This window comes from Pseudomonas sp. NPDC078700, assembly GCF_044542375.1.
GTDB lineage: Bacteria > Pseudomonadota > Gammaproteobacteria > Pseudomonadales > Pseudomonadaceae > Aquipseudomonas.
Window position 1 is genome coordinate 267,393 of sequence record NZ_JBITUI010000005.1, and the last position, 15,501, is coordinate 282,893.

Annotated in this window: 15 protein-coding genes; 4 read left to right on the plus strand and 11 right to left on the minus strand. The window is 54.1% G+C overall.

The window, feature by feature from the left end:
• Positions 1 to 21 precede the first annotated feature (21 nt).
• From ACIGCM_RS18685 to tldD, 3 genes are all read left to right on the plus strand, one after another.
• Positions 22 to 3,852 (plus strand): YhdP family protein, encoded by a 3,831-nt coding sequence (locus ACIGCM_RS18685; RefSeq protein WP_397503551.1) that lies wholly within the window; start codon positions 22 to 24, stop codon positions 3,850 to 3,852.
• Between the two features lie 67 nt (positions 3,853 to 3,919).
• Positions 3,920 to 4,768, plus strand: a complete 849-nt coding sequence (locus tag ACIGCM_RS18690) for a carbon-nitrogen hydrolase family protein (protein WP_397503552.1) — start codon at positions 3,920 to 3,922, stop codon at positions 4,766 to 4,768.
• A 2-nt stretch (positions 4,769 to 4,770) separates the two neighbouring features.
• Positions 4,771 to 6,213, plus strand: a complete 1,443-nt coding sequence (tldD, locus tag ACIGCM_RS18695; RefSeq protein WP_397503553.1) for a metalloprotease TldD — start codon at positions 4,771 to 4,773, stop codon at positions 6,211 to 6,213.
• Positions 6,214 to 6,306: 93 nt separating this feature from the next.
• Here tldD and yjgA read toward each other — a convergent pair whose 3' ends face one another.
• Positions 6,307 to 6,825, minus strand: coding sequence for a ribosome biogenesis factor YjgA (gene yjgA, locus ACIGCM_RS18700; protein ID WP_397503554.1), 519 nt, complete (start codon positions 6,823 to 6,825; stop codon positions 6,307 to 6,309).
• A gap of 108 nt (positions 6,826 to 6,933) precedes the next feature.
• Between yjgA and pmbA the strand changes: the two genes are divergently transcribed.
• Positions 6,934 to 8,280: a metalloprotease PmbA gene (gene pmbA / locus ACIGCM_RS18705; RefSeq protein ID WP_397503555.1), complete on the plus strand. Its 1,347-nt coding sequence runs from the start codon at positions 6,934 to 6,936 to the stop codon at positions 8,278 to 8,280.
• Positions 8,281 to 8,326: 46 nt separating this feature from the next.
• Here pmbA and ACIGCM_RS18710 read toward each other — a convergent pair whose 3' ends face one another.
• The 10 genes from ACIGCM_RS18710 to ACIGCM_RS18755 all read right to left on the minus strand — a co-directional run bounded on the left by ACIGCM_RS18710 (position 8,327) and on the right by ACIGCM_RS18755 (position 15,450).
• Positions 8,327 to 8,599, minus strand: coding sequence for an HPr family phosphocarrier protein (locus ACIGCM_RS18710; protein ID WP_397503556.1), 273 nt, complete (start codon positions 8,597 to 8,599; stop codon positions 8,327 to 8,329).
• 12 nt (positions 8,600 to 8,611) lie between these two features.
• Positions 8,612 to 9,469: an RNase adapter RapZ gene (rapZ, locus tag ACIGCM_RS18715; protein ID WP_397503557.1), complete on the minus strand. Its 858-nt coding sequence runs from the start codon at positions 9,467 to 9,469 to the stop codon at positions 8,612 to 8,614.
• A 16-nt stretch (positions 9,470 to 9,485) separates the two neighbouring features.
• Positions 9,486 to 9,950, minus strand: coding sequence for a PTS IIA-like nitrogen regulatory protein PtsN (ptsN, locus tag ACIGCM_RS18720; protein ID WP_397503558.1), 465 nt, complete (start codon positions 9,948 to 9,950; stop codon positions 9,486 to 9,488).
• Between the two features lie 15 nt (positions 9,951 to 9,965).
• Positions 9,966 to 10,274, minus strand: a complete 309-nt coding sequence (gene hpf / locus ACIGCM_RS18725; protein ID WP_339486518.1) for a ribosome hibernation-promoting factor, HPF/YfiA family — start codon at positions 10,272 to 10,274, stop codon at positions 9,966 to 9,968.
• A 189-nt stretch (positions 10,275 to 10,463) separates the two neighbouring features.
• Positions 10,464 to 11,984 carry an RNA polymerase factor sigma-54 gene (locus tag ACIGCM_RS18730; protein WP_397503559.1) on the minus strand — a complete coding sequence of 507 codons (1,521 nt, stop codon included), beginning with the start codon at positions 11,982 to 11,984 and terminating at the stop codon, positions 10,464 to 10,466.
• Positions 11,985 to 12,121: 137 nt separating this feature from the next.
• Positions 12,122 to 12,847 (minus strand): LPS export ABC transporter ATP-binding protein, encoded by a 726-nt coding sequence (gene lptB, locus ACIGCM_RS18735; RefSeq protein WP_397503560.1) that lies wholly within the window; start codon positions 12,845 to 12,847, stop codon positions 12,122 to 12,124.
• 3 nt (positions 12,848 to 12,850) lie between these two features.
• Positions 12,851 to 13,387: a lipopolysaccharide transport periplasmic protein LptA gene (lptA, locus tag ACIGCM_RS18740; protein ID WP_397503561.1), complete on the minus strand. Its 537-nt coding sequence runs from the start codon at positions 13,385 to 13,387 to the stop codon at positions 12,851 to 12,853.
• Positions 13,374 to 13,940 (minus strand): LPS export ABC transporter periplasmic protein LptC, encoded by a 567-nt coding sequence (gene lptC / locus ACIGCM_RS18745; protein WP_397503562.1) that lies wholly within the window; start codon positions 13,938 to 13,940, stop codon positions 13,374 to 13,376. The genes lptA and lptC overlap by 14 nt, the downstream gene beginning before the upstream one ends.
• 11 nt (positions 13,941 to 13,951) lie before the next feature.
• Positions 13,952 to 14,476 carry a KdsC family phosphatase gene (locus tag ACIGCM_RS18750; RefSeq protein ID WP_397503563.1) on the minus strand — a complete coding sequence of 175 codons (525 nt, stop codon included), beginning with the start codon at positions 14,474 to 14,476 and terminating at the stop codon, positions 13,952 to 13,954.
• Positions 14,476 to 15,450: a KpsF/GutQ family sugar-phosphate isomerase gene (locus ACIGCM_RS18755; RefSeq protein WP_397503564.1), complete on the minus strand. Its 975-nt coding sequence runs from the start codon at positions 15,448 to 15,450 to the stop codon at positions 14,476 to 14,478. Before ACIGCM_RS18755 ends, ACIGCM_RS18750 begins: the two co-directional genes overlap by 1 nt.
• Between the last annotated feature and the right edge of the window lie 51 nt (positions 15,451 to 15,501).

Consider the following 15,501-nt stretch of genomic DNA (forward strand, 5'->3'; position numbering starts at 1 on the left):
TGCCACACAGGTTTGAGTTAGTTGGCACATTCAGGCAGCTGGCTAGCAAGGGTTCTGCGCTGGAGCTTAGGCCTCTGCGCGCTGGTGTTAATCATTATGGCGTTGCTGGTCAGTCTGGGTCGGCTGATCACCCCAATGGTGGCTGAGTACCGGATACAGGCCGAAGACCAAGCGCAGGCCGCCTTGGGCATGCCCGTGTCTATTGGTTCGCTTGAGGGCAGTTGGCACGGCCTGGCACCCATTCTGGTCGCGCATGATGTGACCCTCGGCGATGGCGCAGATGCTGTACGCCTTGATCAAATCCGCCTGATTCCTGATTTGGTCGCCAGCGCAATGGCCATGCAGCCACGTGCTAAGTTGTTGGCGATCGATGGTTTGCAACTCAGTGTGGCTGAAGGTGAAACCGGTGAGTGGCGGGTTGAGGGGCTACCTAAACGCCAAGATAACGCTGCACTGGATATCGATAAGCTGCTTGAACAGCTGAAAATGGTGCGTCACCTTTCACTGCTCAACAGTCAGGTGACGCTGGAAGCCTTCAATCAACCCGCTCATACCCTGCGTTATGTGAACATGACCTTGGGCTTTGGGGGTGGGCATCAACGCCTTGATGGTCGCTTGCAGCTTCCAGATGGTAAGCCCCTGGCGCTACAGGTGCGTACGCAGATGAACGTCAAGAAATGGCGTGACCTGCAGGCACAGATTTACCTGCAACTGCCTGAAACCGATTGGGCGAGTTGGTTGCCTCAAGGTTTAACGCAAGAGTGGTCTGTGGATCACCTTCAGTTGGGTGGACAGTTCTGGTTGTCTTGGGCTGACAGGACGCTGCAGCACGCCGCGAGCCAAATCAAAATCCCTAAACTTGAAGGCCACTACGCTGAGCGTAAGCCGGTGAGTCTCACAGATGTGGTCCTCAACAGTTACTTTGAACGCGATGCTGATGGCTTGCGCGCACAGCTGTCCAACTTCAGTGCGCGCCACGGTGAACAGCAAATTGGGCCGATGAATGCGACGCTTCGTCAGCATGCTAAGCAGGCTAATTCAGATGAGTTTTGGGCCTTAAGTGTTGATCGTTTAGAGGTCGCACCGTGGCTGCCTTTTGTGCAGGCACTGGGGCCTATGACAGACAAAGTTATGGCAGCCATTACGACCCTTAACCCGCGTGGGGCCCTGACAAACGCAACGTTGCGCTTTCACCCCCAGGCCGAGGGTGACAAGCGAGTTCAGTTTGCAACCAATACCGATGGCATCAGTTTTTCTGCCTACGATCATGTGCCTGGGATTGAAAATATTACCGGTAGCGTCACCGGAGACTTAGGTTCAGGCACCATTTTGCTTGATGCCAAAGAGTTCTCGCTTGACTTGGCCACCCTGTTTCCCAAGGCCTGGCTGTACCACACGGCTCGCGGTCAGGTTGATTGGCGAATCAACGAACAAGGGCTGACGCTGCGTGCACCTTATGTACAGGCAACAGGTGATGAGGGACAAGCGGCTGGAGACTTCCTGATTCGCCTCACGGGTGATCCTGAGGTCGAGGACTACATGGACCTGCGCGTTGGTATCACCCATGGCGATGCACGTTTCACAGAAAAATATTTGCCGACCAAGGTGCCTGAGTTCAGTCCGGAATTGGCGGACTGGTTGAAAACCTCGATCAAGGCAGGTGCTGTTGATCAAGGCTATTTCCAGTTTCAAGGCTCGCTCAACAAAGGTTCTAGCAAGGCTTCGCACAGTATTAGTTTGTACTTTGCGGTGCATGACGCTGAGCTTGCTTATCAACCGGGCTGGCCAGAACTGAAAAATGCCCGTGGTGAAGTGCTGATTGAAGACGACCAAGTGCGTATCCGCGTGCCCGAAGGTCAGATACTCAACAGCACGGCGAAGAACGTAAATGTAACCATTCCTCTTGAGCAGCCGGATACACAGCCACACCTGCTGCTGACTGCTGATCTGGAAAGCAATGCTGTCGACGCCCTGAAAGTGCTCAAGGAAGCACCGATTGGCACCGCGGAAATATTCGCCGGTTGGCAGGGCAAAGGCGATTTAACCGGCGCGCTGGATTTGGATATTCCACTGCACAAAGGCACGCCTCCACAGGTGATTGTCGACTTCACTGCGGAAAACGCCGAGGTTAAAATTGCCAATCCCAAGCTGGACCTCAGCCATGTCTCTGGGGCGTTTCGTTATGACACGGCTAAAGGCTTGAGTGCGCCGAATATCGAGGCGCAGTTGCTGGGCCATAAAGCGAAAGGTAAGGCCATTGCACAAAGGGTGGATGGCCGAGCCACCAGTGTGATTGAAGCTCAGGGGCAAATCCCGCTGCAGGAGCTGACCCAATGGCTGGCGGTGACTCAACCGATACCTGCCAAGGGCAATTTGCCCTACAGCATGCGGCTTAAAATTGATGGTGCACAAACCAATCTTAAAATTGATTCTGAGCTCAAAGGCCTGGCGATTGATCTGCCCGCGCCATTTGGCAAGACCACCAATGAGCAACGCAGCGCGACGTTTGAAATGGGACTGGGTGGCAACTCACATAGCTTCAAGGTGCGCTACGCCAATTTGTTGAGCTTCAATGGCGTTGCCCCGGCGGAAAATATTCTTCAAGGCCGAGGTGAGCTGCGTTTAGGTGGTGGGATGGCGCAGTTGCCCGCACAGAAGGGCTATCGGCTGCGCGGGTCGGTAGCCGAGTTGGACATGGCCGCTTGGCAAAAGGCTGTGAAACCCTACACAAGCTCATCCGAAAGTGGCACCGCGCTGCGGGCTTTCAACGATGCGCAACTCAACATCGGGCGCTTTGTAGGCTTTGGTGAAACCGTTAATGACGTTACTCTGGGTGTAAGGCGCTCTGGCCCGGCATGGGCATTGTCGGTGGACAGCTCGTTAACCAAGGGTAACGTCGTTTTCCCAGATAATTCATCTCGGCCCATTAGCGCGGATCTCGCCTATATTCACTTGCCCAAGCCTGAGCAAACCGCAGTAACACCTGCTGAAAAAACTGATGCTTTAGCCGATGTTGATCCGCATAAGATTCCTTCAATTGACCTGAAAGTGGCCGATGTGAAGCTTGGGGAGCAGTCATTGGGGGCTTCGTCCTTGAAGGCTCGCCCGGTTGGCAATGGGGTTCAGTTCAGTGATTTGAATATCAATCTTGCAGGCTTAAAAGTCACCGGTACTGCTGGCTGGGAAGGCGCTGCAGGTCTTTCCAATAGTTGGTACAAAGGTCGCTTTGAAGGTAAGGACCTGAAGGATGTTTTGCAGGCTTGGGGTTTCGCCCCGACTGCAACCAGTGAACATTTCCGCCTGGACGTTGATGGAACCTGGCCAGGGTCGCCACTCAACATCAGTTTGGCGAGATTCAGTGGCAACATGGACGCCTCATTGCGCAAGGGGCAATTCGTTGAAGCAAAAGGCTCGGCATCGGCGTTGCGGGTATTCGGTTTGCTCAATTTCAACTCAATTGGTCGGCGATTGCGCTTGGACTTCTCCGATTTGTTGGGTGAAGGTTTGAGTTATGACCGGGTCAAAGGCAATCTGCGTGCGACCAATGGTGTTTATGTCACCGCAAGGCCCATTACCCTTAAAGGCCCTTCAAGTGATCTGGAGCTCAATGGCACGCTGAATATGGTCGATCAAACGATCGATGCTAAATTACTGGTCACCCTGCCAGTGACTAACAACCTGCCAATCGCAGCGCTGATTGTGGGTGCTCCAGCAATTGGCGGCGCGCTCTTTGTGGTGGATAAATTGCTTGGCGACCATATCGCCCGCTTTGCCAGTGTTCAGTACGACGTCAAAGGGCCGATCCAGTCTCCCGATATCGACTTTGATAAGCCCTTTGAAAAACCCAAGTGAGTAGCCTGTCAGGTTGCGGTCAGAGGCGTAGACTAGCCAGAGACAGGTTTATCGCCGTGGAGAGTTCATGAGCCTCTCAGTTATTCAAATGGTTAGTCAGGATGATGTTCTGACTAACCTGCAACAGGCACGCAGGCTTCTTGAACGTGCCGCCGAGCAAGGTGCCCGACTTGCTGTCCTGCCTGAAAACTTTGCCGCGATGGGGCGTCGTGACTACCGCCAGATCGGTCGTGATGAGGCAATGGGGCAAGGACCGATACTGCCATGGTTGAAACAGGCTGCCCGTGACCTCAAGTTATGGATAGTCGCCGGTACAATTCCATTACCGGCCGAGGGGCAGCCAAATGCTAAGCCAAATGCCTGCTCGTTATTGATTGATGCCGATGGCGAGCGCGTTGCGCGGTATGACAAATTGCATTTGTTTGATGTCGATGTGGCCGACAGCCGCGGCCGCTACCGTGAGTCGGATGACTATGAATTCGGCGTTCAAGTTGTAGTCGCAGATACGCCTGTTGGGCGACTGGGTTTGACCGTTTGCTACGATCTGCGGTTTCCTGAGTTGTATAGCGCCTTGCGCGATGCCGGTGCAGAGTTAATCAGCGCCCCGTCTGCGTTTACCGCCGTGACCGGGGCCGCGCATTGGCAGGTGCTGATTCGGGCGCGTGCGATTGAGACGCAGTGTTACGTTCTTGCGGCAGCCCAGGGTGGTGTTCATCCCGGTCCTCGTGAGACCCATGGCCACTCAGCAATTGTTGATCCCTGGGGGCGCATTTGCATAAGCCAGGTACAAGGCGAGGGCGCTCTGGTTGCGGCCCGAGATGCGGCCGAGCAGGCCTCAATTCGCCAACGTATGCCGGTGATGCGGCATAAACGATTTTTTGCAGCGGCCGAACTGCGGCTGCCAGGTTTGGAGTAGTTATGAGCGAGATGTTGATGTCGGTGAGCGATCACCTGTTGAGCCCAGGCGGCCTGACTATCGATAGTTTACCTAGCATTCTAGGCGAATTAGCAGGGCCTGGTATTGATGCAGCGGATCTGTATTTCCAAAGCCAAGTGTCTGAGACCTGGGTGCTTGAAGATGGCATCGTCAAAGAGGGCAGCTTCAACCTTGATCAAGGTGTTGGTGTGCGCGCCCAGTCCGGTGAGAAAACCGGCTTTGCCTACAGCAATGCAATAACCGCTGAGGCCTTGAGTCAAGCCGCTCTGGCGGCTCGCTCGATCGCGCGTGCCGGGCAAAATGGCTGTGTACGTGCCTTTAGTAGCCCCGCTATTACGGCGTTGTATGCACCGAATAACCCACTCGATGTGATTGATCGTGCCGAAAAGGTTGAGCTGCTCAAGCAGGTTGACCAGGCAACGCGTGCACTCGATTCGAGGATCAAGCAGGTTACTGTTAGCTTGGCCGGGGTGTGGGATCGGGTGATGGTCGCTGCAACCGATGGTGGGCTCGGCGCCGATATCCGCCCGTTGGTGCGTTTTAATGTGAGCGTTATTGTTGAGCAAAATGGTCGCCGCGAACGTGGTGGCCATGGCGGTGGCGGTCGTACGGATTATCGCTACTTCCTCAATGAAGATCGCGCCATGGGTTATGCCCGTGAGGCCTTGCGCCAGGCGCTGGTCAACCTTGAGGCCATTCCGGCACCGGCTGGCAGTATGCCGGTGGTTATGGGGGCTGGCTGGTCAGGCGTGTTGCTGCATGAAGCCGTTGGTCATGGTCTGGAAGGTGATTTCAACCGTAAAGGCAGCTCCGCCTACAGTGGCCGCATGGGCGAGAAAGTGGCGTCGAGTCTTTGCACCATTGTCGATGACGGCACCATCGCCGAGCGACGTGGCTCGCTGAGCATGGACGATGAAGGTACCCCGACGCAGTGCACGACCCTGATCGAAAATGGCGTGCTCAAGGGCTACATGCAAGACAAGCTTAATGCGCGCTTGATGGGTGTTCGGCCTACCGGTAATGGTCGTCGTGAGTCCTACGCGCATTTGCCCATGCCACGCATGACCAACACATACATGCTAGCGGGTGAGAGTGATCCAGAAGAAATTATTCGTTCGGTGAAGAAGGGTATTTACTGCGCCAACCTAGGTGGTGGGCAAGTCGATATCACCAGTGGCAAGTTTGTTTTCTCTACCAGCGAAGCCTATTTGATCGAAGACGGCAAAATTACTGCGCCAGTCAAAGGTGCAACCCTGATCGGCAACGGCCCTGAAGCCATGAGCAGGGTCTCTATGGTCGGTAATGATTTGGCTCTGGACAGTGGCGTGGGTACTTGCGGCAAAGACGGTCAGTCGGTTCCCGTTGGCGTAGGCCAGCCAACCTTGAAAATCGATGCAATCACCGTGGGGGGGACTGGCGGCTAATGCAAAAAACTGCAAAGACCCGGCTCATGAGTAACTGAGCTGTCTTTGCAGTTTCTATGTGCAGGAAGGTCCTGCGCAGTGGCTTTCGCGAGGTTAACGCAGGCCGCGTTTACTTTCGTCTAGCTCACGGATGTATTTGAAGATTTTACGAGATGCCGCTGGTGCTTTGTTTTGCGCGGTTTCGTGTTGGCCTTGGCGGATTAACTGGCGCAGGTGTTGGCGGTCAGCTTCAGGGTATTCGCCGACAAAGCTTTCAAGGGTTTCATCGGTGCCATTGAGTAAACGGTCGCGCCAACGCTCAAGGGCGTGAAAGCGTTCGTTGTATTGACGGGTTGAGGCGTCAAGTTGATCAAGCAGGGTCAGAATCGCGTCAGTGTCCTGATCACGCATCAACCGGCCGATGAATTGGGTGTGACGTTTTTTTGCCGAATTAGCGGTGTGTTTGGGCGCTTCAGCCAGCGCAGTACGCAGCTCTTCGGTGAGTGGCAATTTGTTTAGCAGGTCCGGCTTTAGAGCAGCCAGACGTTGACCGAGATCTTGCAAAGCATGCAGCTCGCGTTTGACCTGGGTTTTGCTTTTCTCTGCGGAGGAGTCGTCAAAGTATTCAGACATGGGGGCGATCCAGTGGAAAACCCCGTCATGATAGCAGTTAGTTCTTCGTTGTAAGCGGTTAGGCCCGACAGGGTGCTGCTCACAGCGAAAATAATTTCAGGAGTGAATATGAGTTCAGTAGAAGCCGTCGGTCCACAAGCGGTGCCGCAGTTACAGGCGCAAGTGGAGCAGATTATCGCTGAAGCCAAAAAACAGGGTGCCAGTGCCTGTGAGGTTGCGGTCTCTGTTGAGCAAGGCTTATCGACTACAGTGCGCCAACGCGAGGTTGAAACGGTCGAGTTCAATCGTGATCAAGGTTTCGGCATCACCTTGTACCTCGGTCAGCGTAAAGGCTCTGCAAGCACCTCTGCGACCGGTGATGCAGCCATTCGCGAAACAGTGGCAGCTGCCTTGGCCATTGCCAAACATGCTTCGGAAGACGAAAGCGCTGGCCTTGCCGACGCCGCACTGATGGCGCGTGATCTGCCTGATTTGGATCTCTACCACGCTTGGTCGATAACCCCAGAGCAATCAATTGAGCATGCTTTACGTTGTGAGAACGCGGCATTTGAGGCGGATAAGCGGATAAAAAATGCCGATGGTACCTCCCTGAGCACGCATCAAGGTTGCCGGGTCTATGGCAACAGCAATGGCTTCGTCGGCGGTTATGCCAGCACCCGACACAGTTTGAGTTGTGTGATGATCGCCGAAGAAGGCGGGCTTATGCAGCGTGATTATTGGTATGACGTTAACCGCCAGGGTGAGCTGCTGGCCAGCCCAGAAGACATTGGCGTACGTGCAGCCATGCGCTCGGTGAGTCGACTTGGTGCGCGCCCGGTGCCCACCTGTGAAGTGCCGGTATTGTTTGCGGCTGAGTTGGCAACGGGGTTGTTCAGCAGCTTCCTCGGGGCTATTTCAGGCGGCAGTATCTACCGTAAGTCTTCATTTCTGGAGGGCACTATCGGCCAACAGCTGTTCCCTGAGTGGCTGAGTTTGGATGAGCGTCCGCATATTCCGCGGGCTATGGCCAGCGCTTCATTCGATGGCGATGGTTTGGCCACGTATGCCAAATCCTTTGTTGAGAACGGCGAGTTGCTGTCCTATGTGCTGGGTACCTACTCAGGGCGCAAGTTGGGCATGCCAAGTACCGCCAATGCAGGGGGTGTGCATAACCTGTTTGTTACCCATGGTGATGAAGATCAGCAAGCATTGATCAAACGCATGGGCCGTGGCCTGCTGGTCACTGAGTTGATGGGCCATGGCCTGAATATGGTCACTGGCGATTACTCGCGGGGGGCGGGCGGCTATTGGGTTGAAAATGGCGAAATCCAGTTCCCGGTCCAAGAGGTGACCATTGCTGGCAATATGCGTGACATGTTCAAGCAAATTGTTGCGGTAGGTAATGATCTTGAGCTGCGTAGCAGCATCCGCACCGGTTCTGTATTGATCGAACGCATGACTGTTGCAGGCAGTTAAGAGGGATGTCGGTGGACAATTCAGGTTGTCCACCCGCCTCGGTGTCTTACTCGCCTTCGTCGAAGAAGTTGTTGATCAACTCCAGGATTGCTTCGAGCGCCTGCTCATCTTGATCGCCATCGGTGAACAGGTGAATTGAGGTGCCTTTGCCGGCGGCGAGCATCATGACCGACATGATGCTTTTGCCATCGACCAGACTTTCTGATGTGCGGCCTACTTTAATGGAGCACGGGTATTGGCTGGCTACACCGACAAATTTAGCGGCAGCCCGTGCATGCAAACCGAGCTTGTTAATGATGATTACTTCGCAGGCGGGCATCGCGGCGATTCCTTAACTGAGGTCGCGGTGGCGAGTCTGGACGTTTTTGAGCTGCGTTTTGAGTGCTTTGCCCAAACGATTGGCAATATACACCGAGCGATGATGCCCGCCTGTGCAGCCAATTGCGATAGTGACATAGGCGCGATTGCTGGCCGCAAAACGTGGCAACCACTTACTCAGATAGTCATGGATGTCCTGATACATCTCTTGAACATCCGGCTGACTGTCCAGGTAGTCTGAAACCGGCTTTTCGAGGCCTGAAAAGTCGCGCAACTCAGGCCGCCAGTAGGGGTTCGGCAGGCAGCGCACATCAAATACCACGTCGGCATCAACTGGCATGCCACGCTTAAAGCCAAAGGACTCAACCAGAAATGCTGTGCCCGGATCTGGCTTGTTCAACAGGCGCAGAGCGAGGGTATCGCGCAGCTGGTAGAGATTCAGGTGGGTGGTGTCGATCTTTAGGTCGGCCAGATCGATGATTGGCTCAAGCAGCAGCGCTTCATCGGTAATGGCTTCTGCTAACGAACGATTGTCGTTAGTCAGTGGATGACGCCTGCGGGTTTCCGAGAAACGCTTGAGCAAGGTTTCTTCGTTTGCATCCAGGTACAGTAGATCGCACTGAACATTGCGTGCACGCACTTGTTCAAGCAGCTCTGGGAACATATTCAGATCGCTTGGCAGGTTACGAGCGTCAATTGACACCGCGACATTGGGGCGAACTGAATCTTGCTGCTGAAGCGCTCGCTCAGCGAGTTGCGGCAGCAAGCTGGCTGGCAGGTTATCAATGCAGTAAAAGCCGTTGTCCTCGAGAACAGCAAGGGCCGTACTTTTACCTGATCCTGAGCGACCGCTGACAATAATCAAGCGCATGGGAGTTCTCTGCCATTTAGCTGTTGTTCTGGATATCGACAACAACTTGATACAGGGCGTCATTGCTTTGGGCCTGGCGCAATCGTTCACGTACATCGCTGCGATCAAGCATGCTCGCGATTTGACGAAGCAGTTCCAGGTGTTCATCCGTGGCGGCTTCAGGAACCAGCAGGACGAATAGCAAATCTACCGGTGCGCCATCGATCGCGTCGAAATCTACAGCGGAGTCAAGCCTGAGCAATGCACTGATTGGCGCATTGCAAGCGGGCAGGCGGCAGTGTGGAATGGCGATGCCATTACCAAAACCGGTGGACCCGAGTTTCTCGCGGGCAATCAGGCTTTCGAAAATGTCTTGTCCATCGAGGTCGGGCAGTTCGCGCGCAACCAAGTTGGCAATCTGTTCGAGAACACGTTTTTTGCTGCCGCCCGGCACGTTCACCAAGGAACGGCCGGGGGTCAGGATATTTTCAAGTCGGATCATAGGAGTTGGGCGATATCAACGGGCCATTGCACCCTGTTGACGGTCGAGCTGCTTTTCCTTGTGCTTGATAAGTTGTCTGTCGAGTTTGTCAGTCAGTAAATCGATTGCTGCATACATATCATCGTGTTCGGCATTGGCGACTATTTCGCCGCCCGCAATGTGTAAGGTGGCTTCGATTTTCTGTTTGAGCTTCTCGACCTCCATAATGACTTGCACATTCGTAATCTTGTCGAAGTGGCGTTCTAGTCGACTGAATTTTTCGTCGATGTAGTCACGCAGGGCGTCGGTCACATCTAGCTGGTGTCCACTGATGTTGACTTGCATACCGCATTCTCCTTGTTGCCGTGTGTAAGAGACAAGCTGTTTTGCTTGCCGCCGGAACACTGTGGCGCGAAAAGCTCTCAGTCAGCGAGTCTGGCAATTTCACACTCTGGATAAGAGCAGTATGGCTGCTTTTAGCGAGGCGTGGGCCAGTTCGATACTGGGTGAGACGATTTTCCTGTTCATCAGCTGTTACATCAATCGCTTGCGTTCACTTGAAGGCGCGATACCGAGGGATTCACGGTATTTAGCAACTGTGCGGCGAGCTACCTGAATGCCTTGTTCCTCCAGTAAACCAGCGATCTTGCTGTCACTCAACGGCTTTTTTGCATTTTCCGCTGCAACCAGTTTTTTGATGATCGCGCGGATCGCTGTAGACGAGCATTCTCCGCCTTCGGAAGTGCTGACATGGCTTGAGAAGAAGTATTTCAACTCGTAAATGCCGCGCGGGGTATGCATGAATTTTTGTGTGGTAACGCGCGAGATGGTCGACTCGTGCATGCCAACTGCCTCGGCGATATCGTGTAGTACCAGCGGCTTCATCGCTTCGTCACCGTAATCAAGAAAGCCGCGCTGATGCTCGACAATCTGGGTCGCGACTTTCATCAAGGTTTCGTTACGGCTCTGCAGGCTTTTGATAAACCAGCGGGCTTCTTGCAACTGATTGCGCATAAAGGTGTTGTCAGCGCTGGAGTCAGCACGGCGCACAAAACCTGCATATTGGGCATTGACCCGCAGCCGAGGCATAGCCTCTTGGTTGAGCTCAACCAGCCAGCGCTCGTTGTGCTTGCGCACGATGACGTCGGGCACCACGTATTCAGGCTCGCTTGATTCAATCTGCGAGCCTGGGCGTGGGTTAAGGCTCTGGATCAGTTCGATAACCTGACGCAGCTCGTCTTCCTTGAGCTTCATGCGGCGCATCAGTTGGCTGTAATCCCGATTGCCAAGCAGATCCAGGTAATCATTAGCCAGGCGCTGTGCTTCTGCCAGCCAAGGCGTCTTGGCGGACAGTTGGCGTAGCTGTAAGGTCAGGCATTCGCGCAAGTCGCGGGCAGCAATGCCTGACGGCTCAAACTGCTGGATGCGGTGCAGGACGGCCTCAATCTCGTCAAGCTCGATATCCAATTCTGGATCAAAGGCTTCGAGAATCTCTTCGAGGGTTTCTTCGAGGTAGCCTTGGGGGTTGATGCAGTCGATCAGGGTGACTGCAATCAAGCGATCTTTGTCGGACATTGGCGACAGGTTGAGCTGCCAGAGCATATGGCTCTGCAGGCTCTCACCGGTAGAGGTGCGGGTGGTGAAATCCCACTCGTCGTCGTCATTGCTGCTGCTCGGCAAGCTGCTGGCACTGGTTTGGTAGACGTCTTCCCAGGCAGTATCGATAGGCAGCTCATTGGGAATGCGTTCATTCCACTCGCCGTCGTCCAGGTTGTCCACAGTTTGTGGAGCATCTTGGTGGTTGCTGCTTTCTTCGTAGGTGTCTTGTTGAACCGGCTGCTCGACAGGCGCAGTTTCTGCGCCGTCGGCCATAGGGTCCGAATTATCGAAGTCTTCGCCATCTTCTTGGCGTTCAAGCATTGGGTTTGACTCCAGTGCCTCCTGGATTTCTTGTTGAAGATCCAAGGTCGACAGTTGGAGTAAGCGAATGGCTTGTTGCAGCTGAGGAGTCATCGTCAGCTGCTGGCCCATCTTCAGGACTAGCGATGGTTTCATTGCAGACCTTATTTACCGGCGTCTCTGCGCAATCCACTACAGGGCACCTGATAAGGCGCCTCAAGGAAGCAAATTATATGCCTGAATCGCAGTGCTTTGCCTAGCTGTTGACGCTAATTGGGCGAGAAAAACCCCATTTAAAGGCGGAATTCATGACCCAAGTAGACTTCTTTAACTGTCTGGTTAGCCAGAATGGCTTCTGAATCACCTTCTGCAATGAGCTGGCCGTCACTGACGATATAGGCTGTTTCGCAAATATCCAGTGTTTCGCGCACATTGTGGTCGGTAATCAATACGCCGATACCTTTGGCTTTTAAGTGGTGAATGATTTGCTTAATGTCGCCGACCGAAATCGGGTCGACACCGGCAAATGGTTCATCAAGTAAGATAAATTTTGGTGCAGTGGCCAAGGCGCGCGCGATTTCAACGCGACGCCGCTCGCCGCCAGAAAGGCTCATGCCCAGGTTGTCACGAATGTGGTGAATATGGAATTCCTCAAGCAGGCTCTCCAATTCAGCCTCGCGGCCTGCACGGTCCAGCTCTTTACGCGTCTCAAGAATTGCCATGATGTTATCGGCCACGCTGAGCTTGCGAAAAATGGAAGCTTCTTGCGGCAGGTAGCCAATGCCTGCACGGGCACGGCCATGCATTGGCTGGTGGCTGACATCGAGGTCATCAATCAGGATCCGACCCTGGTCAGCCTGGACTAAGCCCACAATCATGTAGAAGCAGGTGGTTTTACCTGCACCGTTAGGGCCAAGCAGGCCGACGATTTGGCCGCTGTCTATGCTTAGGCTAACGTCACGGACAACCTGGCGGCTTTTGTAGCTTTTAGCCAGGTGTTGGGCTTTCAATGTAGCCATTAATTACTGCCCTTGGGTGGGTTTGTTCTTCGGCTGAATCACCATATCGATACGCGGGCGCGGCGTGGTCACCTTGGTGCCATTTGCGCGGCCAGCATTGACGATTTGGCGCTGCGTATCGTAGACAATTTTTTCGCCCTCGAAGGTATTACCCTCTTGGATGACTTTGGCTTGGTCAATCAGCACAATGCGCTCGTTGGCGGAAAAGTACTGAATGGTCAGGCCGTAGGCTTTGACGATCTCTTTGTCGACTGCAGGCTTCTGTTCGTAATACGCAGGGCGTCCGACGGAGGTAAAGACATCGACTTCGCCTTTGGCGTTCTGCGTAATGGTGACAGTGTCGCCGGTGATTTTCATGGTGCCTTGGGTGATCACGACATCACCGCGGTACACTGCCACGCCTTGCTTGTCGTCAAGCTCGGCACTGTCGGCCTGTACGCGGATCGGTTGATCGCGATCAGTTGGCAAAGCCCAGGCATTAACGCTTCCTAGCGATGCACCTAAGCTGAGTAGAAGGGGGAGGGTTTTAACGAACCTCATGCTGGCCTCTTACGTTGGACAGCAGGAGCATCCGGCTGTCATTTAAATACGCTTTCATTCCTTGCGCCGTGGTCACCCCGTTGGCCGCTTCAATTCTAACGGCTTGCTGGGTCTGCGCATATTCCTTATCGGGAATTACCGTAAGACGACTGGTCGTAAGCAAGGTTGGGCGACCTTTTGCATCGGTGCGCTCAACGCGAACTTTATCAATCAGCTCGACCTCTTTACCGCCAGGTGAAACTTCGCCTTTCTCGCTTTGGACATGCCATGGCAACTCTCCTTCACGGTACAGCAGCAGGTCTGGCTGGGTGAGGTAGGAGATATCCGAGGCTTTGGCATGCTCGACTTTGTCGGCAGTCATCTCGTAATGCAATGTACCGTCAGGCTGATATTGCACGGTTTTAGAGTTGACCACATAGAAGTCGATTGTGTTTTGCGCAGTGGTCTTGGCGGGTTTGTCCGCAAAGCTGTCCGGGTTGATGTTCCAGTAGCCCGCTGCGGCGACTAGCAGCACGCCAAGCAGGAGGAGCAAAATGTTTAATGGTTTGCGCATAGTTTGCAGGTCTACAGGTAGGCTGCTTGAGCAGCTTCAAGGGTGCCTTGGGCGAGCATGATCTGCTCGCAGAACTCACGAGCGGCGCCTTCACCGCCTTTAGCCTGGGTCACTGCGAACGCGTGTTCCCTGACAAAAGGGTCTGCACTGGCAACAGCCATGCCCAAGCCTACTCGACGAATAACCGGCAGATCCGGCAAGTCATCACCCAGGTAGGCAACGTGTTCATAGTTTAGGCCGAGTTCACCAAGCAGTTCGTCGAGCACTGCCAGTTTGTCTTCGCGCCCCTGATATAGGTGCTGGATCCCCAGGTTTTGTGCCCGGCGTTCAACCACCGGCGTCTTGCGTCCGGTAATAATAGCTGTGCGCACACCTGAGTTGATCAACATTTTGATGCCCTGGCCATCGAGGGTGTTAAATGTTTTAAATTCACTGCCATCGACTAGGAAATATAGCTTGCCGTCAGTGAGTACGCCGTCAACGTCGAAAATTGCCAGTTTGATTGCGCAGGCACGCGCTTTGAATTCAGGTGTCATTACATTACTCCGGCGCGCAACAGGTCATGCATGTTTAGTGCGCCCACTGGACGGTCGTTTTCATCAACTACCACCAGGGCGCTGATTTTATGGTCTTCCATGATCTTCAGCGCTTCAGCCGCGAGCATTTCGGCGCGTGCGGTTTTGCCGTGAGCGGTCATGACTTGGTCAATGGTTGCAAGGCGTAGATCAATTTCCCGGTCCAGAGTTCTGCGCAGGTCGCCATCTGTGAAGATTCCGGCGAGTAAACCGTTGCAATCTGTTACAACGGTCATGCCGAGGCCTTTTTGGGTCATAACCAGTAACGCTTCGCGAAGCGAGGTGCCTGATATGACTGTGGGTAGGCCATCACCAGTGTGCATGACGTTTTCTACTTTCAATAGTAGACGCCGGCCCAGTGCGCCGCCGGGATGTGAAAAGGCAAAGTCTTCGGCGGTAAAGCCGCGTGCTTCGAGTAATGCGATCGCCAGTGCGTCGCCGAGCACCAATGATGCCGTGGTCGATGACGTGGGCGCCAGATTAAGCGGGCAGGCTTCTTTCGATACGCTGGCATCGAGATTGACTTCGGCCGCTTTGGCCAGAACTGACTCCGGGTTGCCAGTCATGCTGATCAGCTTGATGCCCAGGCGTTTGATCAGTGGCAGCAAGGTGACAATCTCAGCCGTCGAGCCTGAATTGGAGAGCGCCAGTACAACGTCGTCGCGGGTGATCATGCCCATGTCGCCATGGCTGGCTTCAGCCGGATGTACAAAAAAAGCTGTGGTGCCAGTGCTGGCCAAGGTCGCGGCAATTTTATTGCCGACATGACCGGATTTGCCCATGCCGACAACCACTACTCGGCCTTTGCTCGAAAGGATCAGTTCGCAAGCGCGGACAAAGTTGTCATCAATTCGTGGCAGCAGTTCTTCAACCGCTTGCAATTCAAGGCGAATGGTGCGCTCTGCAGATTTGATCAGATCGTTTGACTGGTTCATGTCGGTCGGTCAGGCCATGCTCTGTAAAAGCCAGCGATTATAGCCCGAAAG